Below are 25,465 nucleotides of genomic sequence, written 5' to 3'. Positions count from 1 at the left end.
TTCGTTCTCCCCTGATTAAAATCACAGCGATACGCGACCACCATGCCCGCTGCGAGCGCAGGCACTTTTGCATCCTTTTGCTGCCGGGCAAAAGGATGTCGGCTGGCGGGACGAAACCCGCCGGTTCATGTTTCATCCTTCAACTGCAAAAATCAATCGACCACCAATGATTCTTTCGACCCGCAACCCAGGGCACCCGCGAGGGGTGCCCCTACGATGAACGACCAACCGGACGCGAATTGGTTTTGTAGGGATGCCCCTTGCGGGTATCCGGAGTTTTGTGAAAGGGGACGTAGCTGATATTTTGACATTTAGAACCAACAGGGCCAGAGCTACACCTTGTAGAAAGCACTCACTGCCAAAACACAAAAAGCCGCACCACTGTCATCAACCGCAAGCGCGGCGTCCCAATCTTCCTCCAAATCCCGACCCATTGCAAACCCTCAACCGATGCAAGTTCCCACACCCTAATCCATCCCCGCTCATCACTCAAGAGCAATCCCCCCCAACCGTTGCAAGGGCTGCGGTGGCTTTTGTGGTGTTAATATCGAAATCGCTATCGGGAGCGAAATCGTTCTTGCTGTTGCCGTCAATCACCTTGAACCGCATCATCGGTCAAAGTCGGTAGACGTCGATATTTTTGTGCTCAGGTGTCATTTCTTTTCGATACCGATCCAGATTTGGATTGTCCCGACAAATTAATCATTTTCCTCAGGAAAAGGGAGGGTTGTCTAAGCACGTCCGGAATGGTACTTTACATAGTGTCGTCGGCAACACATGCGCGACCCTTTCGCATTTTGCACAACTTCCAGATTGATCAGAGCAAACAGGAGTCATCAATGAAGAAGGTGGTCATTTTTTCCAAGCAGCAATGTCCCTACTGTGTCAAAGCCAAAGAACTGTTGAAATCGAAAGATGTCCCCTTTGAGGAAATCCGTATCGATGAAGATCCTGCCCAGCGGGAGGTGATGCTGGAGCGTACCCAGGGGCGCAAAACTGTGCCGCAGATCTTTATCGGGGATACCCATGTCGGCGGTTGTGACGACCTTTATGCCCTCGAAGAAAAGGGCGAGTTGAACGCCTTACTCGGGATCGAGGCGGGGCAGCAAACGTTCCGCCATCATCGGTTGATCATCCTCGGCTCCGGCCCGGCCGGGTACACTGCCGCGATCTACGCCGCGCGCGCCAATCTGGCTCCGGCGATCATCACCGGGATGACCAAGGGGGGGCAACTGACCACGACGACCGAGGTTGATAACTTCCCTGGTTTTCCCGAGGGGATCGATGGTAACGAACTGATGCAACGCATGGAGGAGCAGGCGTTGCGTTTTGACACCGAAATCCACTTCGGGCACATTGACCGGGTCGATCTTGCCGCGCGACCGTTCCGGTTGTGGGAGGGGAAGTCACTCTTTACCTGTGATGCCCTGATCGTCGCCACCGGTGCCACCGCCAAATATATCGGGCTGGAGAGTGAGAAAAAATATATGAGCCGCGGGGTGTCGGCGTGTGCGACGTGTGACGGCTTTTTCTTTCGCAATCAGCCGGTGGCGGTGGTTGGCGGCGGCGATACCGCGCTGGAGGAAGCGCTCTATCTGGCGGGGATTTGTGAAAAAGTTTACCTGATTCATCGCCGCGACGCGTTTCGCGCCAGCCACGCCATGCAGCAACGAGCGATTGCTCACCCCAAGATCGAGATCCTGTGGGATACGGTGGTCGATGAAGTGCTGGGCGATGAGGAGAAGGGGATGACGGACCTGCGGGTAAAGAATGTCAACACCGGCGCAACGCGTGAACTGGGCACTACCGGCCTCTTCGTTGCCATCGGCCATACTCCGAATACCACGCTGTTCGCGGGCGTGCTTGATATGGATGATAACGGCTACCTGGTGACGACGCCGGGTTCGTCAAAGATGAATATTGCCGGGGTATTTGCCTGTGGCGATGTGATGGATGCGGTCTACCGTCAGGCGGTGACCGCTGCCGGAACCGGCTGCATGGCCGCGATTGATGCTGAACGGTGGTTGGCTGAACAGGAGTAACACCGAACGACCGGGCAGGTTGATGCTGCGGGGCCACGGCAAAAGCCGTGGCCCCGTTTTATTTGTCCGGCGGTTGCGACAGCGTGATAGCGGAGGCCACGCTGCGCAGGTGCAGGTCACGTTGCGGATAGGGAATTTCAATTTTTGCTTTTTTGAACGCCTTGCCGATCGCAATCCCCAGCGCGCTGATGACCACCAGGCGGTTACTGATGTCATCGACCCAGACCCGCAATTCGAAATTAATCGAGCTGTCGCCGAAATTGGTAAAAATCGCCGATGGCGCGGGATCATCGACCACCGCCGGATGCCCGACGCCGATCTGATTGAGAATTTTGATGACCTTTTCCATGTCTGTTCCGTAGTGCACACCGACCTTGATGGTGACCCGCGAGATGTTGCTCGACAACGTCCAATTTTGCACCTTTTCAGAAATCAGGTGCGAATTTGGCACGATCAGTTCCGAGCGATCCCAGGTTTCAACGACCGTTGAACGCATGCCGATCTTGTTGATCGTTCCCCATTGTCCGTCGATGATGATGGCATCGCCAACCTTGACCGGACGCTCAAACAACAGAATCAGACCGCTGACAAAATTGTTGACGATATCCTGTAAACCGAAGCCGATGCCGATGCCGAACGCACCGGCGAGAATGGCAAAGTTCTGCAGCTCAATGCCGGCCATGGTCATGGCGGCGATAAAACCGACCAGCACGATGGCGTAGTGGCTCAGCTTTTTAAAGGCGTCCCTGACCCCGCGATCGATCCGTTTGCCGAAAAAGAACTGTGATTCGAGAAATGACTGGAAAAACCAGGAGAGCAGAATCGAAAAATAGAGGACCGCTCCGATCAGGACGATCGTTTTGATCGACAGATGAAATTCACCGATGATCAGTTCCAGTCCCATCAGGTAAAGCCAGGCAGCGCTAATGTCACTAAACAAGCCCCACACTTCCAGCAGGTAAAGACTGGCGATAGTAAAAATTATGAATCGACTCAAACGGATCAGGCGGGTGTTTGCGTGCGTCCCCAGATTTTTGACAAAACGGGTTGTGCCCAGAGCGTGGCTACTGAAGAGCAGGTCGATGGCCCCTTCAGCAATGCGCAATGTCATCAATGTGAAAAGCATCAGAAAAACTGTGCCGATAGTGGAATTAACCAGATTGATGGAGAAGACCGCAAAACCACCGATCTGTGCAGTCAAGGTCGCCAGAAAGATGATTGTACCGCTGTAGAGCAGGGTCAGATAACGGTCAACTCCGTCGGTGACGTGTTGCCGGTGCTGACGTCCCAGCCAGTAAAGAAAGGGAATACCGCAGACCGCCATGAGACTCAGATAGAGGCGATAGAGGGGCGATGGCAGGGCCAGCGTGGTGAATATTTTGGAAACGATAAAAAGCGCCGCGAGGGTGTAGGTGAGGAGCCGCTGGTGTCCTTCCGACAGAAGCTCACCAGCCAGTCGGGCAGCCGAGATGGTGGCGATCAGCATGACACCGAGGTAGAGTAGCGGCGGCGGAGAAACATAAAACAGATAAGGTGCGGCAAGGGAAATAAAAAGTGCCGCGGAGTAGCGTCGTTGAAAAATGAATTGCCAGTTTTCAGCTTTGTCGGCGGTGGTCGCTGCCAGGTGGCGGAGCAGGACAAGCAGAACGACAAACAGCAGCGCCTGGAGGATGAGCAGCCACCCCTGGCGTGCAAAAAAAGTACTTTTGACGTGCAGCGCGGCTTTCGTACCAGCGATGGTTTTTGTCAGCAGCTCGGTATTAAACTGCGCAAAGAACTCGCTGCTGAGCAAAGGCAGGGCATTGCGTCGGAACGGGCTTGCTTTGAGGGCGGTCAGTTCGCCGTCAATTTTTTCTTTGAGAGAGATGATCTCCTGATTGATTTGTGAAGTATTTTCCTGTAATTTGAGCAGCACAGCGGAAGCTTCGGCGACCCGTTCGAGTACCTCACGAATTTTGTTGTGCACATCGCGAAATGTTGCCTTGGGCACTTTTGCCCCGGAATCCACGAGCGATTTCTCCCACCCCTGCCAGAAGTCCTTTTTATTCCCCCAGCTTTTCCTGAGCTCTTCCAGCACCTTCAAAGGTTCGGCAATTTTATTCAGCAGTTGAACGACATCACGTTCTTCGCCCTCCAGATAGGCGCGCACATTAAACAGGCGGTTGACCGGCCAGTCGATCGGCACACCGAGTTCTTTAATTTTAGCGTTTTCCTTTTGCCAGTTGGTGCGCATTTCTTCGACACGGGCACTGAAGGCCGTGGTCTGCCGCAAGGTCTCTATCTGCTGCTGGGCAAGAACTGCGGCACCGTCAAGCGTCGTCGCCTCAGGGACGACCTCTTCCAGCCCCGGATAAAGCGCCGCTTCGGTCACGGCAGATGCGGCTGGCGTCTCGGCCGGCACAGTTTCCGACCAGGCCGCTCCGGCGCCAACGCCCAGCAGCAGCGCCATGAGGGCAAGGCTGCCCGGCACTTGCCGACATAATCGTTTGAGCTGAGCGCGACGCAACATTACAGCCACCTTTTGCGTTTAAAAAAGATCAGCAGCCCCACCGCGCTGCTGGCCATCAGGATCAATGCCGCAGGGTAGCCCCAGCGCCATTTAAGCTCCGGCATCAGTTCGAAATTCATGCCGTAGACCCCGGCGATAAAAGTCAGCGGAATGAAGATCGAGGCCATGATCGTCAGCACCTTCATTACCTCGTTCATCCGGTTACCACTGATCGACATATAGAGATCAAGCAGGCTGGAGGTCGTGTCGCGAAACAGCTCGACCGAATCGATCGCCTTGATGACGTGGTCGTGGAGATCGCGCAGAAAAATATGGGTGTCCGGGTGAATCCGGTCACTTTCATCCTTGAGCATTTCGATGGTGACGTCACGCAACGGCCAGATCGCCTTGCGCAGCAGGAGGAGCTCTTTTTTGAAAAAATGGATGCGGTTGAGACTGTCGCAATCGGTCTCTTCAATCAGTCGCTGTTCCAGAATGTCAAGGTGATCGCCGATTTTTTCGAGAATGTGGAAATAATGGTCAACCAGCGAATCGATCAGGGCGTAAACCAGGTAGTCACTCCCCCGGGAACGGATCCGGCCACTCTTTTTCTGCAGCCGTTCGCGCACCGCGTTGAACACATCGCCGGGGCGTTCCTGAAAGGAGAGGACATAGTTCTCACCGAAGATGAAACTGAATTGCTCGGTCTCGATTTCGCCCTGTTCGTCATTAAATGACAGCATCTTGAGGATTATCAGTGTGTAGTCATCAAAGGTCTCGATTTTCGGACGATGGGCGGTGTCGAGGATGTCTTCGAGGGCCAGCGGGTGAATCCCGAAACCTTCGCCGAGGGCGCGGAGCAGTTCTACGTCATGGATGCCGTAGAGATTGATCCAGCTGACCCAGGGACTTTCTTTCACGGCAAGACACTCGGCAAGGGTAACATCGGTGCGGTGCGCGTGGTGGGCAGGGCTGAAGTCGATAATCGACAGCGTCGGGCGAGCAGTTTTGACCTCGCCGATATGGATCAGACTGCCGGGTGGCAGCCCGACCTGTTTTACGTGGTGTCCCACCATGAATCCCCCTGCAGCTGTGGTGCTGTCAAGTTTACTGTAATTGCGGCCAGAAATATTCCTGATCAAGAGCTGACACCAGATCTGCGACGATCTGATTGCCGAAAATATTTCCGTCAACGAGCGCAATGTGAAAGAGCGCATCGCCTTGATAAACCAGCGGCAATTCCAGTCGGCCAACGATCAGCCCCGCAAAGGGCCATAGATCGGCTGTTCATTTTCACCGAACGGATCGGAAATAAGTCCAAGAAAATCCCCCTTTTTGACCGATTTGCCGACCGGAATGATTGTTGTGACCATCCCGCTGATCGGCGCCCGAACCCATTTTGAGGTGTCAGCCCGAAATACCGTCGTGCGTTGTTCTTCTCTGCTGCCGCGCGGCAACATGTCGATTGCGCGCATCACCGCAATAATCCCGCGCAGTCCGGTACGGATCGACAGCTCATCAAAATGGAAGGCTTCCCCTGCTTCATAAAGCAGCTCCGTGTTACGCGCTAACGAATTATGTCAGAAATACAAACGATAGCAACGCGATAGTGACTGTGGCGAAAATTTTGGGCTCGGTTGTTTTTGTAATGGATTAAATGACTCAGCCGTTTTTTTGCGAAGGCATCAATCAAATTCAATCTGGTAGTGAATGTCCGCGCCACTTTCATCGCTGAAACTTGATTCAAGATCCCAGTGTTTGAAAAACCTGTAGCGCATTTGCACCAGGTTGGTCTCGCCGAAGAGGGCCTTGCCGAAGCTGAGATAGAGATCGGGGGTCAGGTATTTACCGAGGGTGACCATCGAATTTTCACCGTTACCGGCGCTGACGGCGATCACGTCGATGCCGAACATCCGCTTGAGGCGATCCTGAACCATGGCCGACTCCCCCTGCGAGAGGAGCAGTCCGGCGGCGGTCATCAGCGGATCGATCTGGGCACTGCCGCTATCCATGGGGCGGCCAAGCACCACATAGGAGAGGATATCGGTCTCGGACATAGTCGGCTCGGCGTAGAGCTTGATCACCGGCCTGCGCGGGGTGCCGGAGATAAGGACCCCGGACTTGACGGTGCCAATGGTGCGCAGGGCGAGAATGTCGAGGGTCGGGAGGTCGATCGGTCCCCCGGCGAAGAGGATCGTCCCGCGTTCGATATTGAGCGATACTCCGTAGCCGGAATATTGTCCCTGGGCAACATTGATACGCCCCCAGCCGCGCAGGTCATTGGCGCTGGTGGCGGCGACTTCAACGGCGCCACTGAGACGGGCATCAACGCCCCCCGCCTTGACCAACACATGGTCGCCGAGCACGATCTTGACCCGTCCATCCACCTCCCAGGGCGATTTCGTGACGGATCGCGGAGGCGTTGTCGATTCCCCGACCAGCCGGACATCGCGACTCGGGCGGACCAATTCCCGTTTATCTCGCCCTTCAACACGCAGCTCGGGAACCAGCACTTCGCCGCGCAGCTCGATCTTGTCCTGTTGTCCCTGAAAGCGCAGGTCGGGGGTGCAGATGACTTCAATTTCTGGCAGGTGGACGATGCGGAAGTTATCACCCTTGAGGGTGCCCTCAAAAGCAGCGATCCGACCGGCGGCGACCTGAAAGTTAACCTGCTGCTCGATCTGTCCGGCACCGGAATGCATCTGCACACGCAGGGTGCCGTTGCCGGCGGGGTCCAGCCGCGCCGCGCCAAAGATATCGGTCAGCTCGATACCGACGGCGGGGAGATACCCGGCCGCGTGCGCCAGCGTCAACTCCCCGGCAAGTTGCGGTTCGCGCCAGCTGCCGACTGCGTTCAACTCAACCGTCAGCTCACCACGGGTTGCGTTGACCAGCTCGGGGAAGAGCGCCGCCAGCAACCCCTGCTCGCCAAGTGCGGCGGTCAGCTGCGCGGTGAACGGAGCGTCGGGGCCAAAGACTGGCGGCAAGCGGGCCGCCAGCGGCAGGTGAAACGAGCCATTGGCCGTTCCGTACCCGGTCAACGCCAGCTTCAGTTTGCCGGCCAGCGCTGCATCGTACCAGCGCCAGTCCAGTCCGGCGGTGGCGAGGGCAAAACTGACCTCCTTTCCTCCGTCCTGCCAGTGCAGGTGGCCGCCATCAATCGCCGCAGAACCGCTCAGGTTGAGGCGCTCACCGGCGAACCAGCGCCCGGCAACCTCGCCGCGGAGGGTGCCGTCGAGGCGGAACGGCGGCGGAATGAAGGAGCGCACCAGTTCCAGGTCGAGCCCTTCCCAGTTACAGTCAACCGTTCCTTCCTGCGGCCGGAGCGAGCGTAGCGGCGCGGTGGAACCGAGCCGGCCGTGCAGGCGTCCGCCATCGGCCAGCAGCAGCTCACTGGCGAGTCTAAAGCCGCTGTCGTCGCCGCTGGCAGTCAGGGTCAGGTCGGTGACAGCCACACTCAAGTCGTCCCAACGAAGAGTGCCGTGGGCCTGCTGCCGGGCGGTGAAAGCAAGATGTCCCGCCGCCCCCTGGTCAACGCGCAACTCCCCGCTGCTGGTTCCGGTAAGGCGCGGTTCCTCCAGCCAGAGCTGGTTCAGCGCCAGATCCAGCTGGTTCCAGCGCGCCTCGCCGTGCATCAGTTCGTTATTACGCAGCACGCCTTCGATCTCGATCGTGCGTTCCCCGTTGCTGGTCAGACGCAGCGGGAGAAGGGTGACCTCCGCACGGCTGACGGTAAGGGGGGCCTGAGCGGCAAGTTGCCAGGTGCCGAAGTCGGTCCCGGTCAGGTTGATCCGGTCGAGCGTGCCGCTCCACATCGATGTGTCATAACTCCCGGTTACCGTAACGTCGCCGTGAACCTTGTTCCCGGCAAGGTTGAGGTGCAGGGTGTGCTGCTCCCGCTGTCCGCCAAGATCGAGACGCAGGGTATCGAAGTGGAGATTGCCATAGCGACCGTCGCTGGCGGTCAGCGTGGCGGCCAGCGTCCCCTCGGCGGCGAGCTGCGCATCAAGGGTGGCGGCGCTCAGGTCGAGGTCGGCGAACGACATTCCGGTGGTTGTCACGCTGAACTCGCTACTGATTCCCGGTGTCGCGTAGCGCAGCCAGCCCGCAGCAGCGGCACTGCCAGACAAAGTCGTCTCCCCGGTCGAAAAGCGGGCAAGATCGACGACGGTGGCGTCAAAGTCGATACGTCGGGCGGGCTCACCGTGAGCGCTCAAGTTCAGTCCCTGCCCCTCCAGTTCCAGCGCCGTCACCGTCAGTTCGTCGCCGCTCAGGTGGGCATCGATCTGGCCGGTCAGCGGATGATTCCACACGATCGAGTCGAGCAGCCCGGCATCCAGCTGAATGTCGGGTCGACCGTCCGGGGTCAGTTCGATGGTGGCTATCGAATCAAAATTCAGCGTTCCGGTCAAACTCGCCCACGCCAGCGAGGGATCGAGGTTGCGGCCAGCGAGGGTAGCAAGGAGCCTTGGCTGCTGCTGCCAGTCGGCCTCGACCGCGCCACTGAGCTGACCGCCGAGCCACGCGCAGCGCAGCAGTGAAAACGTCGCGCCGCTGCGCCGCACCGTCACGGCAGTGGCGAGGTCAAATGCCCGCCAGTCGTCAGCGCGGTTGACGAACGACAGTTGTCCGGAAGCCTGTTCCAGATTCCCCTGGAGCTTGAGCTGGCCGTGCAGGTCGGTGGTCAGACCGAGTTCTTCGGCCAGATCAAGGTCGCTGGTGTTGAGCGCCAGCGCGAAGCGCGACGGCAGCGGCAGATCCAGCAGCAGCTGCCCCGTCAGCGCCCCCGCCCGCCCCGCCCGCTCGATGCGCAATGGCTGCAAACGCAGCTGCGCGGGGGTGAGGGTCAAGGTGGCCGCAGCACTGGCCAGCGGCGTTTCACCGTGCGTTGCGGTGATCTGAAACGTGCCGCTCTGCACTGTGGATTGTGGCTGCGGGGTCGACGTTAACGCGAAGTCGACGCGGTCGATTTCGGCCACCGCCGCGTTCAGTTCGGCATAGCCGTTCAGCTGGAGCAACGGCTGAACAAAGGAGGCGCTGAGGTCGGCGTGCAAATGTCCAGCGCGGGTAACCAAATCGAGGTCAGTCAGAGTCAGGATTGCCTCCCGCCAGTGGGCGGCGACAGCGAAGCGCTCCACAACCAGTTCCGTGGCGGGGAGGATAAGGTGCAGCTGGTGCACTTCCAGAGCCTCGACGTCAACGGCAATGCGACGGCTCCAGTCCGACAGTTGCGGCCAGTAAAAGGCGGCGTCTTGCGGCGTCGGGTCGGTCTTCACCGGGGTGCGGAACCAGTCGATTGTCCCTTTGGTGACAGTCAGTTCCGTCACCTCAAGGTGGGCGCTCAGCAGCTCCCGCAGCTTCCAGCGCAGGGTCAGTTCGTCAAGTCGCAGCGACTGCTCGGCCTGGCGCAGCGTCAGTCCCGTCAGTCTCAACCGATCCCACAGCCGTCCCTCGACGGTGGTAATTGTCAACTCCGCTGCCGCACTGCGGGCAACGGCTCCGAGCAGCCAGCGCCCCCCCTGCGGCGTACCGAGGAGCCAGTATCCGGCGGCCACCGTGATGCTGAGCAGCAGCACCAGGACGGCGACGATGCGGTAACCGGTGCGGCGGCTCACCAGCCGAATCCAATGCTGAAGTGCAGCCGGTAAGAGACCTTCGGCTGCCCCACGGTGCGGGCCAGATCGAGCTTGATCGGTCCCACCGGGGTGTAACGACGCACCGCCAGTCCGGCACCATCATAACGCTCAAAATCTGCCCGCTGGTTAAAGGCGTTGCCGGTGTCGAAGAAAGCGGCGAGCGCCCAGTCTTCGTTGATATTGCGCTCCAGCTCCAGGCTGCCGATCAGCAGGTGGCGACCACCGATAACCTGACCGTTGGCGTCGGTGGGGCCGAGGCTCTGGTAGGCATAGCCACGCACGCTCCGGTCCCCCCCGGTGAAAAAGCGCAGCGACACGGGAATATCGTCGATCGTGCCGTTTTGCAGCGTTGCGGCCCCTTTCACGCGCCCGATCAGCTGGAATGACCAGGGGAGCCGCTGCACCGCGCTGGCGGAGACAATGGTTTGCAGCAGGGTGGTATCAGAGACGACCTTTTCATGCGCGCCGCGCACTTCGAGCTGATACTGATAGCCGCTGCTCGGGCGCAGTTCATCGTTGAGCTTCCGTCGCGACCAGCGGAAGCCCGGAATCAGCATCTGCGCCCGCGAGGTTCGCTTCCCTTCGAGAGCCGCGTCTTCCTGGGTCAGACGCAGAAAGAGCGCTCCCTGGTTGCCGTTTAAAAAGATTTTCTGCCGCTCGATTTCAGCGCTGTAGATGCGGTTTTCGTAGGTGTCCAGTTGGTCCCGTTCCGCACCGAGGTGCAGCGCGGTCTGGTTGTTTATGTTGTGTAAACCAGGGAGCACGTAGGAGGCTGTCAGTTGCTGGCGTTGCCTGGCGATCATCAGCTCGGTGGTCAGTTCATGGGCACGCTGCTGCACGTTGAGGTCGCGGTACTGAAGGGTGAAACGCGGGCCGGTATCGGTGCCGAAGCCGACCCCGGGACGAAGTTTGCGTCGCGCCGTCGGTTCGAGAATGATATCAACCGGAATCGGGTTAATTTCCTCCCCGCTCGTCAGCGGGGTGACGGTGACGGTGCGAAAGCGGTCAGAGTTGAGAAAATTGAGCTGGGTCTGGCCGGTGCGGGCATAGGAAAAGGGTTGACCGGGGTTAAACGCCAGATAGCGGCGCAAAAAGTTCCCCGGATAGTTCGGCGCACCGCTGATTGTCACCGCGCCGAAACGGAAGAGCGGACCGGTGTCGAGGGCCAGGTCGATCTCGGCCCGGTTGTTCGCCAGGTCGAGCAGAATCTGGTGACGAATGAAGGCCGCCCTGAGGTAGCCCAGATCGATACAGCGGGCCAGCAACGCACCTTTGGCGATTTCATAATAATCCTGGCGCAGGATCGCCCCCTCCTGAAGCGGGCGGAATTCGCGCAGCTTTTGTAGTGCAAGTTCATCTTCACCCGGCCCGGCGATGGTGATCGTTAGCGTCTTGATCCGCACCGGTTCTCCCGGCACGATCGCCACATTGAGGCGGGTTTTGTCGGAATCATTGAACGTCTCGGTCGAGGTTGTGGTTTGGGCGTGATAGTAGCCGTAAGGCTTGAGCGCTTCGCTGACCAGTGCGGGGACCTGTTGAACAAAACGCCGGAGCCAGCGCGGCTCGATGCGTCCCGACCGCGCCAGGAGCGGCGGCAGCACCAGCGCGGTGGTTACATTCTCTTCCAGCTCATCGGTCACTCCGCTAACCTGCAGCTGCAACGACGATTTCTGCTTCGCAGCGGCAGCCGGACTGATCACAAGGAGCAGACCGCAGGTGACCGTCAGGAGGATCTGTCCCGTCCGGGACAGCAGGTGATTATTCAAATGGTGCTCACTGTGGCTCGAGGACAAAGTCAAGGCATCCTGATTATAACAGAACCGGTTAACATTGCGGGATATGTTTTCTCGCCATCGCGGCAAGGGCATTAATGGTGCGGGTCATGACAGCAGGGGAGCACTGCCACCGTGACACGGGGCGATTGCCGGGTCGATGATCAGGTTGAAGGGGGTTGCCGGGTCACTCTGGTGCTGGTGAAGCGATTAGGGGAGGCGTACAACTTTGCATCTTCGGATTACGGCCCGGAAAATACTGTTTGAAGCTAATCAGAGGTGTTCGCTAACGTCGATGCCGACGATAAAGGGTTCAACTTCACCAGCAACCCGGCGACTCTCGGCACCGGCAAGATTCAGCAGCCGGTTATCGGTATATTTCACCCCGTGCGCATCGATCAGCAGCTTTAAATTGACCGAGTTCGGGTCCTTTTCACCGACTTTTATGACCAGCCCGATCGTATTATCATCAAGGCGCACCAGTGTCCCAACCGGGAAACGGCCCAGGGATGTGGTGAACATCTCGGTATATTCGGGGTGAAAAGCGGTCGATTTGAGTTCACGCAAGCGCTTTACGGCTTCACGTTGTGTCAGCGGTCGCTGGTAGGAGCGCAATGTCGTTAATGCATCATAGGTATCGGCAATGGCCGTCATATCGACCAGCCGTGACATCTTCCGGTCACGCGCAGCAGGCGGATACCCCTGGCGGTCGTAGCGCAAATGATGACCCAGGACAATATCGATTACCTGCGCAGGAACCTGGTCCATGGCCTGAACAATGGCCGCCCCTTCAGCGGGGTGCTCCATGATTTTTCCGAACTCCAGATCGGTCAGTTTTCCCGGTTTGGTAATGATGCCGATATCAATTTTCAACTTGCCCAGATCGTGCAACAACCCGCCTATACCGAGCAAGCGCAGTTCCTCTTCTGAAACACGGCAGGCTCGACCGACCGCCAGGGCCAGAACGCCGACATTGACCGAATGGGTAAAGGTGTAGTTGTCATAATCCTTGAGCATCGACAGGGCAAAGAGCGCGGAGGGGTCTTCAATGGTCAACTTGGCCATACTCTCGACCACGCCGATGATCTCGACGGTCGAGGGGATCGCGCCGAGACGCACATCCTGGAAGATATTGTCCATTACCTGCAACGCCCGTCCGTAGACTTCGCGCGGACTTTCCTTCTTGGCAACAGTGGTTGTTTCGGTACTGATCACCCGAATGTGGGTCAGCACCGGGGCAGCAACATCGCTATCCGCACGCTGCTGCACAAATATTTGTGTAAACTGCCGCAGCTCCTCAATGTCGACGCCACGCGAAAATTCAATTCTTTCGATTTTTCGTTCGCTTAACAGATGACCCATCTCTTCAGTCACCGCAGAAGGATCGACAAACAGGTGATCTTCGCAAAAAAGAGAGCCGTCAACATTGCCGATTCGCAACACGGGACGTGCAAAGAACAACCCCTCCAGCCCCTCCAGCAACGCTCCAAGTTGGCGCTGCACCGCTGGATGTTGGGCGGGATAGAGGCGCAATCCTTTTAAGCTGGCGACAAAACTTTGAATAATCTTGAGGTAGCTTTCAGTCATCAGTCGGTATTCTCTTGTTCAGTAATTTCAGGGCATGATGGGCCGCCTGAGCGACACTCTGGGTGCGGTCTGTGGTCGCCGATTCGAGTGCCTGACGCGCCGCATCACCCATGATGTCGCCAAGGCTGTGTGCCGCCGTCGCGCGCAATTCGTCAAGTTGTCCACGCTTCCAGAACCTTTTCATGGCGATGATCTCGCTTAATCGGGGGACCGCTGTCTCGGCACCGATTTCACCCAGCGCCCGAATGGCATCCCTGCTCAGTTCAAAATTTTTCAGCATGCTCGTGTCGTCTTCAAGCAGCCGCAGAATAGCGGGGATGGCTGCAGTACTGCGCATTGCGCCAAGCGACAGCATCGCTTGACGAATGAGATCAGCGTCCCCACCGGACAACGATTCAATCAGAATTGCTACGGCCTGATCACCACCGATGCGGGTCAGCGCACGCACCGCCTCACGACGCACCCGAACATCATCGTAGGTCAAGAGCGCGGCAAGATCTGGAACCGCGTCCTGAAGCCGCAACTCTGCCAGCACAATTGTTGCGTTGCGCACCACATACCAACGCTCGTCGTGCAGATATTCGTGCGCGATAGGTAATGCATTTTTTCCGAAGCGAGAAAGAAGTGCGGTCAGTATCCGGCGTGCGGAAGCATCTTCCGCGTCGACCAGCCGATGCATAACCCGAGGACCGATACGCGCTTTAAGAAAAATTGTGATTTTCTGGGCATACAGCTGAAGCTCCTCAGACAGACTCTTGTCGCAGACAGTATCGAGCAGATAATCAAATAAATCGTTGGCACAAAGGTCGCCAAGCACACTTTGCGCGACTTTGTGACGTTCTTCCGATAAGGTGTTTTCTCCCACCACCCGGCAGACCAGCGCCAGCGTCTGGAAGATCTCAGTGCGATATTCGGCGGTCAGGCTGTCACGAACGGCTGCCGGAATTTCACGCAACAAGGCACAATAGTGCTCATCATCCTGCGCACCACGCAGCGCCTGAAGAAGCTCGCACAGATAGTTCTTGTTAACCGGTTGTGGCTGGGCTGCTGCGGTCGCACCCGCTTCTGCTTCCTTGCCTTGGTCGGTGTTGTTGTCGAGCGTATGACCCCCCTCCACACCTCCACCTGCATCTGCGGGTGGCGACGCGTCGGCAATCGCTGGCTCGCCCGAAATGCTCCCGGTGGTTTCAGCCTGCGCCAATTCCTCACGCTTTGCGAGGATTTCCTCCATATCAATTTCATTGGTCCAGAGCGTCGTCACCCGTTCGCGATACAACACTTCCTGAATGCCCCCCCGAGCCTGAATGGTTGCCGGATCAAGCGCAAGACAGCGCACCAGCGTGAGGATATCCTCCACCTTGACATCAGCCTGGATCAGCAGGCGATTAATCCGCCGCGAGAAGAGCAGTGCGGCCATTTTTTTAACGGCCGGGTTTTCCGTCACCAGCGGCTTGTCGTCGAGCAGAATGACTTCACGACGGACGGTGAAGACAAAAGCATCCTCATCCGCGACCAGCGCCCGAAAAGCAATCATGGCCTCTTCCGTTGCAGCAGCAAGAGCCGGATGTCCCTCGGGATAGAAGCGTCCGGACTTGACCATCCGGTCAAGTCCCTTTAGCGCGTCTTCGAGAAGATGTTGTTTCTGTATTCCCATAGTAATAATTGTTCAGGTTTTTACCTTGTTGATAACATCCCGATATCAATTCAACATGCCTGATTGAAAATTCAGACAACGTTAAAGGTACTGCTTTCTGGATAAGATGTAAAGACCGTGGCAGCCGACGGCGGCGCTCGTCTCATTCATTGTCAATAATACAGAACCCTCGATCTGTGGCACCTTGCGCCGAAAGGGTATACATATCCTCCAACTCACGCCGAAAATGGTTGAAGACAACCTTGCGTTTGACCTTTAGTGTGGGGGTCACTTCCCCCTCGGCAGAGGCAAAGTCGCGCGCAATCAGTGTAAATCGCTTGATTCTCTGATAAGAGGGAAGCGCCTTCTGCAACTGGTCAATCCGCCGCCGGATCAGATCCAGAATGCGCGCGTGATTGACCATGTCGCAATGATTCAAATAGTTGATTTTTTTGTATTTTGCATAAGCTTCGAGATTATCGAAGTTGGGCACCAGAAGTGCCGTCAGGTAGGGTTTGCCGTCACCGTAGACCATGGCGTTGGCAAGATACTTGTCGCCCTTGAAGAGGTTTTCAAGAAACTGCGGGGCGATATTTTTTCCACCTGCGGTTACAATCAAATCTTTTTTTCGATCGGTAATCATCAAATAGCCGTCGTGATCCAGTACCCCGATATCACCGGTTGCCAGCCAACCATCGGCACCAAGGACTTCAGCTGTTTCCTCAGCTTTATTCCAGTAGCCGTGAAAAACGCCTGGACCGCGGACCATGATTTCGCCGTCGGCAGCAATCCGGACTTCGGTGCCGGAAATCGGCCGCCCCACCGTTCCGAGGCGTAGCGCCGTCGGCGTATTCACCGCGATGACCGGCGATGTTTCGGACAGCCCATACCCCTCATAAATCGGTACTCCGGCGGCAAGAAAAAATTCAGCAATCTCCGCCGCAAGCGGTGCACCACCGGAGACAAAAAACCGCAGCCGTCCGCCGAGGCGCTCATGAATCTTGCTGAAAACCGCCTGGCGGGCAAGCTTGACGCCAAGACTGAGCAGCCGCCCGGGCTGTTCTCCGGACAGTTTCAGCTGCACATACCGTTTACAGGCATGCAAAGCACCGAAAAAGATCTGTTTACGCAACCAGGAACCGGACAAAACCTGATCCAGTATCCGGGCATACATTTTTTCATAGAGGCGTGGAACACTGACAACAATGGTCGGTTTCACTTCGGCCATATTGGCGGGGACCGTGTCAATACTCTCGGCATAACTGATCACCGCGCCCTGAATCAGCATCAGATAGTAACCGGCCATTCTTTCGAACACATGTGACAGCGGCAGGAAGGAGAGGCATTCATCCTCTTCTCCGATCGCAAACGCTTCGATACTGGCATCGATGTTCGATAAAAAGTTGGCGTGACTCAGCAGTACACCTTTTGGCGTTCCGGTCGTCCCCGAAGTGTAGATCAATGTTGCAATATCGTCACCTCGTCCTGCTGTCAACCGCTCTGTAAAAAGCTCCGCCGAACCATTCTCCGCGCTACGGAGAAATTCATCAAGGGTGACAAAGAGAGGGTGGTCAACCGCTCCGTCGAGCATCACCACCTGGCGGAGTTGAGGCAAGGTGGCAAGGTGATCGATCAACTCCACACCGAGTTCCGGCGAGTAGAGAAACAGGAGGCGACTGGCGGAATCGTGCAGGATGTAACGTAAGGTTGCCTCATCCTCGGTGTGATAAACCGGAGCAGTGCGGGCACCACAGGCCATGGTGGCCAGATCGACATAGGCCCACTGCGGACAGTTCGGAGACATAATCGCGACCCCGTCACCCGGTTCAATGCCGCAATTCAGCACCCCTCGGCCATACAACCGTACCTCGCGGGCCATCTCAAACCACGATATTGATCGATACGTTCCTTCCCGTTTGCGGCGCAAAGCGGTTCGTTCACCGCGTTCTGTCGCGAGCGTGAAAAATATCTGGGAAATCGTCCGGGCCATGGCAACCTCCTGTGATAAACTCGACAGACAGTACTGCTGCTGACCAGTCCCCTGTAACCCATAGGATTTCGAGGGATTGCACAGGGCTTTGACGTGTCAGCAAGGCGCGATTTCTGTTGCCTAGCCATCGCTAAGCAGCTGGAATCGGAACGTAGCTGACGCGGCAAAGAACAAGCAAGATGCGAAAGATTATGGGTGACAGGCTGCCAGTATATCAAAATTGAAAAATTCGTTGACAAATAATGCCCGATCAGAAAAGGTCTCACTAACCCTTCACCAAAGGATTTTGATCATGGTCCTCGGTATCACCGGCAGTATCGCCTCCGGTAAAAGTTATGTCTCCGCTATTTTTAAAGAATTCGGTGTGCCGGTAGTCAGTGCTGATGATCTGGCACGCGCCGTTGTTGAACCGGGACGACCGACCCTGCAGGCGTTGCGTCAGCGCTTCGGTGAAGCCATCATCACCACGCATGGCGAACTTGACCGCGCACGACTGGCTGAGATCATCTTTGCCGACCACGCAGCACGCCGCGATCTGAACCAGATCATTCATCCCGCAATCGCCGCGCTGGCGGAATTGACCTTGCAACAATTGAAAAACGCCGGCAAACGGTTGATTGTCTACGAAGCCCCGTTGCTCTTTGAAGCTGGCGCGGAAAATCGCGTCGATGCTGTTCTCATGGTCAGCATCGACCCTGAACTGCAGCGCCGCCGGCTAGCTCGTCGTGACGGTATTGATAACGCTGCGGTTACGGCCCGGATTGCGGCGCAGATGCCGCAGGAGGAAAAGGTGGCACGGGCCGATTATGTGATCGATAATTCCGGATCACGCGCTAAAACCCGTGCTCAGGTCAGCGCGCTTTATCATCAACTCACCGTCACTTGTCAGCTTCCTGGCGATTAAAAAATTCAGCGATGCGGCGCAACGTTTCGCCCTGCACCGGGCTCTCCGGAGCACACAAGACATGCGTCGCTTCCTGGCCGAATTGATAACAGGTCTTGTCTGGCGCGCCCAACCGGTTAAACAGGGTTCGCGTACTGCCGACATCAATCGTTCGATCCCCGCCCCCGCCAAGGATCAACGTCGGAGTTTTCATCTTTGGCAGTTCCGTCTTGATCTGTGCCACCAGACGGTTCAGCTGGGCGACTCCCGCCAACGGTCGACGAGGGTAATAATAGGGCGCCGCCGTTGACGCATGATTGACGCGTTGGTAGGGAATGAAGCGGTGCAACCAGTCGGCCCAGGGTGCCAGCTGGTGCCGCAGTCGCAAATAGGGGGAAATCAGCGTCAACCCGACATAGCGATCAGTCAACGACCTGTGCAGCAAAAGGAGTGCGCCGGTACTGACTCCGACGGCAAAGACCTGGCGATAATTTTCTGCCAGCAGCCGATAGCCAACGGCCACATCATTTCGCCACTCCTGCCAGCGCCGCGTCGCCAGATCTTCAGGACAAGTGCCATGACCGGCGAGGCGTACGGCCAGTGACGCAAAGCCGACAGTCTGTAAATACTCGGCGACCGGAAGCATCTCCCACGGACTCGCGGTGAAGCCATGAACCAGCAACACGGCCCGCTCCGTCGGCTCTTCAGGCGTCAGTAAAAAAGGTCGATTGGCAACATTGTCGACTCCGGCCTGCATCGCTTCAGCGCGCATCACCGCGACAGCATCAAGCACCTTCATCTTGCCTGGTGCCCCCCTTAACGCAACAGGCCCACCATCAGAAAAGGCGGGCCTGTGAACCGATAACCTGCTGAAAAGTTTACTTATTATAGCCAAGTCGCGTCGACATATCTTCGGCTGCACCAAGCACCAGCGGCACCATCTCTTGCGTGATCCGCTCATCACTAAGCCGCATCGACGGACCTGAAATGCTGATCGCGCCGACAATCCGGCGCGTATAGTCTCTGATCGGGGCGGCAACACAACGGACCCCCGGGTCGAGCTCTTCATCATCGATCGCGTAGCCCTGCTCCTGAACCTTGCGCAATTCTTTTTTCAGTGCGTCCAACGACGTAATTGTCTGCGGAGTATAGGCTTTAAGCTCGGTCGGCAAGGTCGCTTCGAGTTCTTCATCCGAGAGATAGGCAAGGTGTGCCTTACCCGACGCGGTACAGTATGATTGCAGGCGCGAACCGACGCGCGACACCACGCGCACGGTCAGGTTGGTTTCAACCACATCAAGGTAGACAACATACCCCTCTTTAAAGATTGCCACGTAGGCTGTTTCATTACATTCGCCGACAATCCCGTCAAGAATTGGTTTTGCCTGGCGGAGCAAGCCCATTTGCTTGATGAAGGTTTGGCCGAGTTCGAGCGACTTGAGCCCCAGGCGATAGTTTTCCGTCGCCCGGTTCTGCTCAATATAGCCGCGCGATTCCAGTGTCGCAAGGAGCCGAAAAACATTATTTTTGTGTAATTTCAAGCGCTTGCTAAGTTCGGTCACCCCCAGTTCATCAACCTCCTCGTGGAACTGCTCCAAAAGATCGAGGGCATGAGAAACCGCCTGAATGATATATTCGGATTTTTCTTTTTTTGCCATGGCAATATCACCTTCTTTGTATTCGCGAAATTACAGTAATTTATCGTCCTATGATAAGAGTTCATCTACGCATGTCAAGAAGAATGGGAATTAATGCGAAATATGTATAGCCGCGACCCCTCGTCGCAGCACATAAACGCCATTTTTAAAATGCCCTTAGCGGATAATAAAATGTTGTTCTATAAATGTCAACAGAGATTGGAAAATTTTGTATATTTTATGTTTTGACGACCGCTTGACAGCTCTTCAAGGTTCCGTTAGATTGAACCTGGCAGATCATTCTGGAGCACGTTACATGCTGAATATTGGGAAAAATATCCTGGTGGCGATCGACGGTTCACCTCAATCGGACAAGGCCGCCGAAGAAGCCGTTCGCCTGGGGATAAGCAATTCGACATCCAGTTTCAAAAGCAAGGTATTTGCCATTCTGATCCTCTCCGGTGATCACAACCCATCATTTACCGATTTTTTCCCCAAACCACTCGCTACCGAACTGCCCGACTGGGAAGCAAAACGCCAACGCATCTTTTACGTTGTCGAAAAAGCCGCCCGCGAATCGGGCACGCCTCTTGAGTGTGTGGTACGCTACGGTGACGCGGCTGAAGAAATCATGCTTTTTGCCGAAAACAACAATATTAATGTGATCGTGATCGGCTCCTCAGGTGTCGGTCGGGTCAAGCGCACGTTGCTCGGCAGCGTGTCAACGAAAATCGCCCTCCACTCTCGTCATTCCGTCTATATCGTGCGTTAGTTTATCCCACCGCGCATTGCCCCGGGAGGCGCGTCTCCTGGCAGAGATAGGTGTAGACTTCTGCCAGCGCCGCACGAATTCCCGCTTCGTCTTCAGGAAGTTCATAGGGCGACAATTCGAGCGTAATTGTCTCATCATAGCCGGTTTCGCTGAGATGGTTCAGAAACCGTGTCAGAGGCAATATCCCGCGTCCCGGCAGCAGATGTTCGCGCCCGTAGCCATAATCAGAGAAGTGAATGTTGCGCATTTTTGTGGAGTTGTAAAAGAGGTGAAAATCGTGCAGGAAATTGGCATTGGTCGAGCCCATGTGGGCCGTGTCAAAAGTCAAAAAAAGGTTATGGGCGCGCATGAAATCGATCAGGTGGGTCGTTTGTGAAAATACGTAGGGATTGATTTTGAGCGCTGGTTGGCGCGGCATATTTTCGATGGTGATCACGACGTCACCACCGCCAATCTCCGCCTGAAAATCGCTTATTTTCATCACCCAGCGCCAGAACTTCAGCTCCAGCCCAAGCCAGCAGGGGGGGTGGAAATTGACCAGCGGAATGCCGGTGGCCTGTGCCAGATCGACAGTTTTATACAATTGCCGAACCTTGTCCCCCCAACCATCGATCTGAAAAAATGGTGCATGCAACGCCATCACCGGCAGAATCTGTTGCAGGTCACGCACCATTCCCGCGTTGTCGGCAAAGCGAAAATCATGATTGACGATGATTTCAATGCCGTCAAAACCGGTATCACGAGCAATTTCAAATGTTTTTGCCAGCGGCAGAGTATGTAACGTCCCCGCTGACATGACCAGTTTCATCTGAAATAAAACGCTTTTCTATTAATTTTGGAGGTTGGGCTCATCAGAAAAATGGTACACTCAGGGCTGATGAACTTTTTCAATCAAAAAGCGGGTGATTCGTTCCGGTGGTGCCGGTGTCACCAGTGAAACCCCGACCATAACCAGCGCAACGACCGGTGCGCCGATAAAGGCTGAAGAGGTCGGTGGCAAAAATCTGGACAGCTCTGGCGACCACCAGGCCAACAGCAGGCTGCCGATGGTGATGGCGATGCCACTCAGCATCCCGGCAATCGCGCCGTATTTGTTGGCGCGACTCCACCAGATCCCCAACAGAAAGACCGGAAAGAGCGTATTCCCCGCCAGCGCAAAAGCCACCGCAGTAATCTCGGCGATCAGTCCCGGCGGGTTGATCGCCAGCACCACCACCAGTGCTGCCAGGAGCAGCGTTGTCATGCGAGCAACCTTCATCTGCTGCTGCTGCGAGGCATCCGGCTTGAGCAGACGAAAATAAATATCGTAGGCAAATGCCCCCGCACCGTTGATCAGCAATCCAACCACGGTCGAGATTGCTGCGATAACACCGCCAACCGCCAGCATGGCGACGGCCCAGACCGGGATTCCGGCGCGCTCTGCGGCCAGAATAACAACCAGATCCGCAGGTTGTGCTGCCCCCAGACCATCACGGAGTTCCATGATCTTGGCAAAAACGGCGTAGGCCGGTGCACTCCAGTACAACAGGCCGATGAAGAATATCCCCCACACGACACTCCAGCGCGCATCGCGAAGATTCGGCACCGTATAGAAGCGGGTGAGTACATGCGGCAATCCGGCAGTTCCAACCATCAGCGTGAAACAAAGAGCAATCCACTCATAGACAGAGGCGTACTTCCAGGGTGCCATCCAGTCCCCTTGCCCCCCCTGACCCAGATCGCGGAGAGCCTCTCCGTAACCGATCTGCGGCAATAGCCAGAAATAGTCGAGATAGTAGGCGATAATCATCAACGGCAGCAGGAAAAAAATGATCAGTACAGCGTAGTGCATACGCTGTTTGCGCCGCGCACCCAACGCCCCGGCGATGGTCAGATAGCTCAACGTAACCGCCACGCCGAGTACCAGCGAGGTCGTGTAGTCAAAACCGAACATCCAGGCAAAGACCAGCCCCAGACCTTTGTATTGCGCGGTGCAATAAACCAGGGTGATCAGAATCGCAATAATCGCCGCGATCAGACGCGCGTAAGGTGAATCGTAACGCGCTTCGACAAATTCCGGCGCGGTATATTTACCGAACCGCCGAATCTGATTCCCCATCAGAACCAGCAACAACACGTAACCGCCGGTCCAGCCGACCACGTAGGCCATCCCCAGATAGCCCTTGAGGTAAAAGACCCCGGCGATACCGAGGAAGGAAGCAGCACTCATCCAGTTTGATGCAATCGCGGCACCGATTCCGGCGCGACCGGCGGTGGCACCGGAGACCCAATAATATTCGTCATTTCTGGCACGACTGACCAGGCCACCAAGGAGTGAACATCCCAGAACGGCAAGCAGAATCAGCAGCGCGATCGGTTTGAAAGCAAAGTCGGGCATTAGTGCACCATTCAGCGTCGCCGCCCCCGGCGGCGAGCAGTTAACATATCCATCAGCGCATTGAACAGAAAACAGATCAGGATAAAGAAGAGGATGACCCCCTGACCGGAGACCAGGAAATGGAGGGGGAACCCCCAGACATTCCCCTCGGTCAGGAAGCTTTCACCCAACAGGTTATGCTGTGAGTCAGCCAGCAATAACGGAAAACCGAAGGAGCCCAACAGCCAGGCAGCGAGCATGATTTTGATCAGCCGTACCTCGTGTCGCATGAAGCCCGCTTGTGGCAAAAAGAAATTAACCCGGTTATTGTCACCTTTATTTGCCGGTTCAGTCGTCATTCACATTCCTTCCAGTTGGGCCGAAGCAGGGAAGCTTCACCTGTACCGGGAGATTATGGCAGAAAATAAAATATTTTTCATCTCTCAACTGATTTTCATCAGTTCGCGCAACAGACTGGTTGCGAACGACCCTTTGGGTAACATAAAACGAACCCGCAACCCTTCAGCTTCAAGGGTGTAGCCGATCGCATTGACCGGTACCCGCAGCGGGCGACGCTCCCCGGCCATCCCCAGCCCCTGCTCCAGACGAAACGCTTCCAGCGTCAGGCCACTGGCATCGAGTACGGCAGTTTCGCGGCGCCCGGCTTCCTCCTCGGCAAGCATCACTTTGTGACCAAAGAGTGGGGCGGTGGGGCTGATCTCGAACGCATCCGCGCGGGCCTGTTCGGCGGTCAGGTCAGTCACTCTGAAACAAGCACCGTTGGCATGCTTGCAGGCGATGTCACCGGGGAGCAACTGTCCCGGATCGGGGAGGCGAGCAGTGAGCAATCGATCGAACAACTCCGCTTGACAGGCGGAAAGATAAAGGCGCAACAGCTTCGCGGGCAAGTGTAACAACGCTTTTTTCGCGGTCACCCCTTTGCTCATCTCGCGTAACAGCATGCATTCATGATTCATGCGTCGCGGCATCAGTGGCAGTGCCGCCGCCGGACCACCATCACGAAACGCCTGGGCTGCAACGCGCCAGTCCTCGGTACGGATCAGCTCCGGGTTGCCAATGATTTCCTGCACCGCTGCGTCAAAATCGCCCCCCAGAATAGCGCGCCCGATGCGGTGAGAATTCCCCAGAATACCGTAGCGTTGCTCCCCGAAAAGGTTCGGAACGCCGCTGTGCTCCAGTTGCTTGAAAATTTTTTCGGCACTGCTAACAGCGTCGTCGGCAACGCCTCGAATGAGAATTTCAAAACGATTGCCCGCCAGATGACCGAGCCGCAGCTTGTTGCCATGAAGTCCGGTTTCCAGCACCTTCACTCCGGGTAAATCGAGTTCGGTGATGCGCGGCGCGGTGGCAGCGGGGAGCGACAACCACTGGCGGGTCGTGGCGCGAGCGTCCTTCATCCCGGCGTAGCCGATCTCCCGTTCACTGATGCGACAGGTCCGCGCCAGCTTGCGCACCAGATCGAACGTCGTCATGCCGGTCTTTTCGACCCACAGGTAAAGATGCTCCCCGGCACCGCACGGACGATAGAGCGCTACCTCTTCGACACAAAAATCGGTGGCCGTTTCCTTGATCGTACCACCGATCCCCGCCACACCGACGGTCAGGTACTCAGGCATTGGCGGCCTTTCCCCAGCGGATCCGGAAGCCCTGAACAATCTCGGGTAATTCATCGACACGGATCTTGAAGTCGGCAACACGTTGATAATGGAAATAGTAAATCGGCTGCCCCTGATCGAGAAAACGCCGCATGTATTTTGAAGACGGATAGCCGGGCAGTTGATAGGAAAACGAGGTCGGTTGACGGTTTCTGTAGCCGGGATGAAAAGGCAGAATTTCCGCAACATCCGCGGCGTAATCGGTAAAGTCGGTAGCGAAGAAGAATTCGCCATGCGGATGCAGATAATAGAGCAGCAGCCGCAAAAAATCACCGTTGACCAGACGCCGATAGCGGTGACGTTTCTTTGGCCAGGGATCAGGACAATTGACATAGACCGCTGCCAGTGAGTCAGCCGCACAAAAACGGTTAAGCAGATAGCGCGCCTCCATGCGCAGGACGCGCACGTTATCAAGCCCCGCTGCATCGATTTTGGCGCAGGTCTTGTAGCACCCTTTATTGTAGATGTCGATCGCCAGGTAGTTCCGGTGCGGCTGTTGCCGTGCCAGGTCGACGATGAAGTGACCGGTCCCGCAGCCGATTTCAAGGACCAGCGGCTGCTCTACCGGAAAAAGTTCCGCAACCCCGGCAGTCGCCGCAAGTTGTTGTTCACAGACAAATGACGGTGAGTTGATTTCAATGACTCTCTGGGTCATAAGAGATACTCCAACATACTGATTCAGCACCAAAAAATTGTAACACTAGCATGTACAGCGTGGGGTGGCAAGAACGAAGCCAACTGACCGCAGCCGGACGGACCGGAAAGTTACGCGTTTACATTGTAACGATAATTGTTTATAATTCGTGGAATTATGAATGTAATTGATCGGAAAATACCGCCAGTCATCAGCTGCGGTGAAAAGTTTCACGCCCTCCTTGCCGCATTTCTTACGCCACCTTAACGTCTGGCAAAGTTGAACGAGCAAGACATCTGTTCACCACCGTTTTCAATTTTATCCTGCATAATCCGAAAGCCTCTACAGAGTTTAAGAAA

At 56.2% G+C, this 25,465-nt stretch carries 18 protein-coding genes and 1 pseudogene; 4 read left to right on the top strand and 15 right to left on the bottom strand.

Annotated features, from left to right (window positions below):
- Positions 1–839: 839 nt before the first annotated feature.
- A pseudogene (grxC, locus tag K0A93_03570) lies at positions 840–1,088 on the top strand (glutaredoxin 3).
- Between the two features lie 3 nt (positions 1,089–1,091).
- Positions 1,092–2,042 carry a thioredoxin-disulfide reductase gene (trxB, locus tag K0A93_03565; GenBank protein ID MBW6511184.1) on the top strand — a complete coding sequence of 317 codons (951 nt, stop codon included), beginning with the start codon at positions 1,092–1,094 and terminating at the stop codon, positions 2,040–2,042.
- A gap of 58 nt (positions 2,043–2,100) precedes the next feature.
- Here trxB and K0A93_03560 read toward each other — a convergent pair whose 3' ends face one another.
- From K0A93_03560 to K0A93_03525, 8 genes are all read right to left on the bottom strand, one after another.
- Positions 2,101–4,551, bottom strand: coding sequence for a mechanosensitive ion channel (locus K0A93_03560; protein MBW6511183.1), 2,451 nt, complete (start codon positions 4,549–4,551; stop codon positions 2,101–2,103).
- On the bottom strand, positions 4,551–5,606 hold the full coding sequence (gene corA, locus K0A93_03555; GenBank protein MBW6511182.1) for a magnesium/cobalt transporter CorA: 1,056 nt from the start codon (positions 5,604–5,606) through the stop codon (positions 4,551–4,553). Before corA ends, K0A93_03560 begins: the two co-directional genes overlap by 1 nt.
- Before the next feature lie 180 nt (positions 5,607–5,786).
- Entirely contained in the window at positions 5,787–6,083 is a 297-nt protein-coding gene (locus K0A93_03550; protein MBW6511181.1) for a succinylglutamate desuccinylase/aspartoacylase family protein, read from the bottom strand.
- A gap of 132 nt (positions 6,084–6,215) precedes the next feature.
- Positions 6,216–10,145: a translocation/assembly module TamB domain-containing protein gene (locus K0A93_03545; GenBank protein MBW6511180.1), complete on the bottom strand. Its 3,930-nt coding sequence runs from the start codon at positions 10,143–10,145 to the stop codon at positions 6,216–6,218.
- Positions 10,142–11,932 (bottom strand): autotransporter assembly complex protein TamA, encoded by a 1,791-nt coding sequence (locus K0A93_03540; protein MBW6511179.1) that lies wholly within the window; start codon positions 11,930–11,932, stop codon positions 10,142–10,144. The genes K0A93_03545 and K0A93_03540 overlap by 4 nt, the downstream gene beginning before the upstream one ends.
- A 279-nt stretch (positions 11,933–12,211) precedes the next feature.
- The gene (locus K0A93_03535; protein ID MBW6511178.1) at positions 12,212–13,525 is read right to left on the bottom strand and encodes an HD domain-containing protein; all 1,314 of its coding nucleotides are present in this window, start codon (positions 13,523–13,525) and stop codon (positions 12,212–12,214) included.
- Positions 13,518–15,179 carry a HEAT repeat domain-containing protein gene (locus tag K0A93_03530; GenBank protein MBW6511177.1) on the bottom strand — a complete coding sequence of 554 codons (1,662 nt, stop codon included), beginning with the start codon at positions 15,177–15,179 and terminating at the stop codon, positions 13,518–13,520. Before K0A93_03530 ends, K0A93_03535 begins: the two co-directional genes overlap by 8 nt.
- Positions 15,180–15,321: 142 nt before the next feature.
- Positions 15,322–17,148, bottom strand: a complete 1,827-nt coding sequence (locus K0A93_03525; GenBank protein ID MBW6511176.1) for a long-chain fatty acid--CoA ligase — start codon at positions 17,146–17,148, stop codon at positions 15,322–15,324.
- A gap of 289 nt (positions 17,149–17,437) precedes the next feature.
- Between K0A93_03525 and coaE the strand changes: the two genes are divergently transcribed.
- Complete coding sequence (coaE, locus tag K0A93_03520; GenBank protein ID MBW6511175.1) at positions 17,438–18,052, top strand: dephospho-CoA kinase; 615 nt, start codon at positions 17,438–17,440, stop codon at positions 18,050–18,052.
- On the opposite strand, the gene K0A93_03515 is transcribed toward coaE, so the two are convergent.
- Together K0A93_03515 and K0A93_03510 are read right to left on the bottom strand one after the other, a co-directional pair.
- Entirely contained in the window at positions 18,027–18,830 is an 804-nt protein-coding gene (locus tag K0A93_03515) for an alpha/beta fold hydrolase (GenBank protein MBW6511174.1), read from the bottom strand. The genes coaE and K0A93_03515 overlap by 26 nt on opposite strands.
- 79 nt (positions 18,831–18,909) lie before the next feature.
- Positions 18,910–19,689 (bottom strand): IclR family transcriptional regulator, encoded by a 780-nt coding sequence (locus K0A93_03510; GenBank protein ID MBW6511173.1) that lies wholly within the window; start codon positions 19,687–19,689, stop codon positions 18,910–18,912.
- A gap of 295 nt (positions 19,690–19,984) precedes the next feature.
- Here K0A93_03510 and K0A93_03505 point away from each other — a divergent pair, with 295 nt between their 5' ends.
- On the top strand, positions 19,985–20,440 hold the full coding sequence (locus K0A93_03505) for a universal stress protein (GenBank protein MBW6511172.1): 456 nt from the start codon (positions 19,985–19,987) through the stop codon (positions 20,438–20,440).
- A gap of 1 nt (position 20,441) precedes the next feature.
- On the opposite strand, the gene K0A93_03500 is transcribed toward K0A93_03505, so the two are convergent.
- The 5 genes from K0A93_03500 to trmB form a co-directional block, all read right to left on the bottom strand.
- A complete protein-coding gene (locus K0A93_03500; GenBank protein MBW6511171.1) occupies positions 20,442–21,248 on the bottom strand; it encodes a sugar phosphate isomerase/epimerase in 807 nt (268 codons plus the stop codon).
- A gap of 60 nt (positions 21,249–21,308) precedes the next feature.
- Positions 21,309–22,817 (bottom strand): cation acetate symporter, encoded by a 1,509-nt coding sequence (locus K0A93_03495; protein ID MBW6511170.1) that lies wholly within the window; start codon positions 22,815–22,817, stop codon positions 21,309–21,311.
- An 11-nt stretch (positions 22,818–22,828) separates the two neighbouring features.
- Positions 22,829–23,155 carry a DUF4212 domain-containing protein gene (locus K0A93_03490; GenBank protein ID MBW6511169.1) on the bottom strand — a complete coding sequence of 109 codons (327 nt, stop codon included), beginning with the start codon at positions 23,153–23,155 and terminating at the stop codon, positions 22,829–22,831.
- Positions 23,156–23,239: 84 nt separating this feature from the next.
- A complete protein-coding gene (gene truD, locus K0A93_03485) occupies positions 23,240–24,433 on the bottom strand; it encodes a tRNA pseudouridine(13) synthase TruD (protein MBW6511168.1) in 1,194 nt (397 codons plus the stop codon).
- On the bottom strand, positions 24,426–25,127 hold the full coding sequence (gene trmB / locus K0A93_03480) for a tRNA (guanosine(46)-N7)-methyltransferase TrmB (protein ID MBW6511167.1): 702 nt from the start codon (positions 25,125–25,127) through the stop codon (positions 24,426–24,428). Before trmB ends, truD begins: the two co-directional genes overlap by 8 nt.
- Positions 25,128–25,465 lie beyond the last annotated feature (338 nt).

This window comes from Desulfuromonadaceae bacterium (genome assembly GCA_019429445.1).
Classification (GTDB): Bacteria; Desulfobacterota; Desulfuromonadia; order Desulfuromonadales; family JAHYIW01; genus JAHYIW01.
The sequence above is the reverse complement of the archived record's forward strand: the minus strand, read 5'-3'. Positions and strand labels throughout refer to the sequence as shown.

Coding starts and splice junctions, on each gene's coding strand:
- K0A93_03500 (MBW6511171.1), bottom strand. CDS start 21,248: ATGAAACTGGTCATGTCAGCGGGGACGTTACATACTCTGCCGCTGGCA.
- K0A93_03525 (MBW6511176.1), bottom strand. CDS start 17,148: ATGGCCCGGACGATTTCCCAGATATTTTTCACGCTCGCGACAGAACGC.
- K0A93_03560 (MBW6511183.1), bottom strand. CDS start 4,551: ATGTTGCGTCGCGCTCAGCTCAAACGATTATGTCGGCAAGTGCCGGGC.
- trmB (MBW6511167.1), bottom strand. CDS start 25,127: ATGACCCAGAGAGTCATTGAAATCAACTCACCGTCATTTGTCTGTGAA.
- K0A93_03505 (MBW6511172.1), top strand. CDS start 19,985: ATGCTGAATATTGGGAAAAATATCCTGGTGGCGATCGACGGTTCACCT.
- K0A93_03515 (MBW6511174.1), bottom strand. CDS start 18,830: ATGAAGGTGCTTGATGCTGTCGCGGTGATGCGCGCTGAAGCGATGCAG.
- corA (MBW6511182.1), bottom strand. CDS start 5,606: ATGGTGGGACACCACGTAAAACAGGTCGGGCTGCCACCCGGCAGTCTG.
- truD (MBW6511168.1), bottom strand. CDS start 24,433: ATGCCTGAGTACCTGACCGTCGGTGTGGCGGGGATCGGTGGTACGATC.
- K0A93_03510 (MBW6511173.1), bottom strand. CDS start 19,689: ATGGCAAAAAAAGAAAAATCCGAATATATCATTCAGGCGGTTTCTCAT.
- K0A93_03535 (MBW6511178.1), bottom strand. CDS start 13,525: ATGACTGAAAGCTACCTCAAGATTATTCAAAGTTTTGTCGCCAGCTTA.
- K0A93_03530 (MBW6511177.1), bottom strand. CDS start 15,179: ATGGGAATACAGAAACAACATCTTCTCGAAGACGCGCTAAAGGGACTT.
- K0A93_03495 (MBW6511170.1), bottom strand. CDS start 22,817: ATGCCCGACTTTGCTTTCAAACCGATCGCGCTGCTGATTCTGCTTGCC.
- K0A93_03490 (MBW6511169.1), bottom strand. CDS start 23,155: ATGACGACTGAACCGGCAAATAAAGGTGACAATAACCGGGTTAATTTC.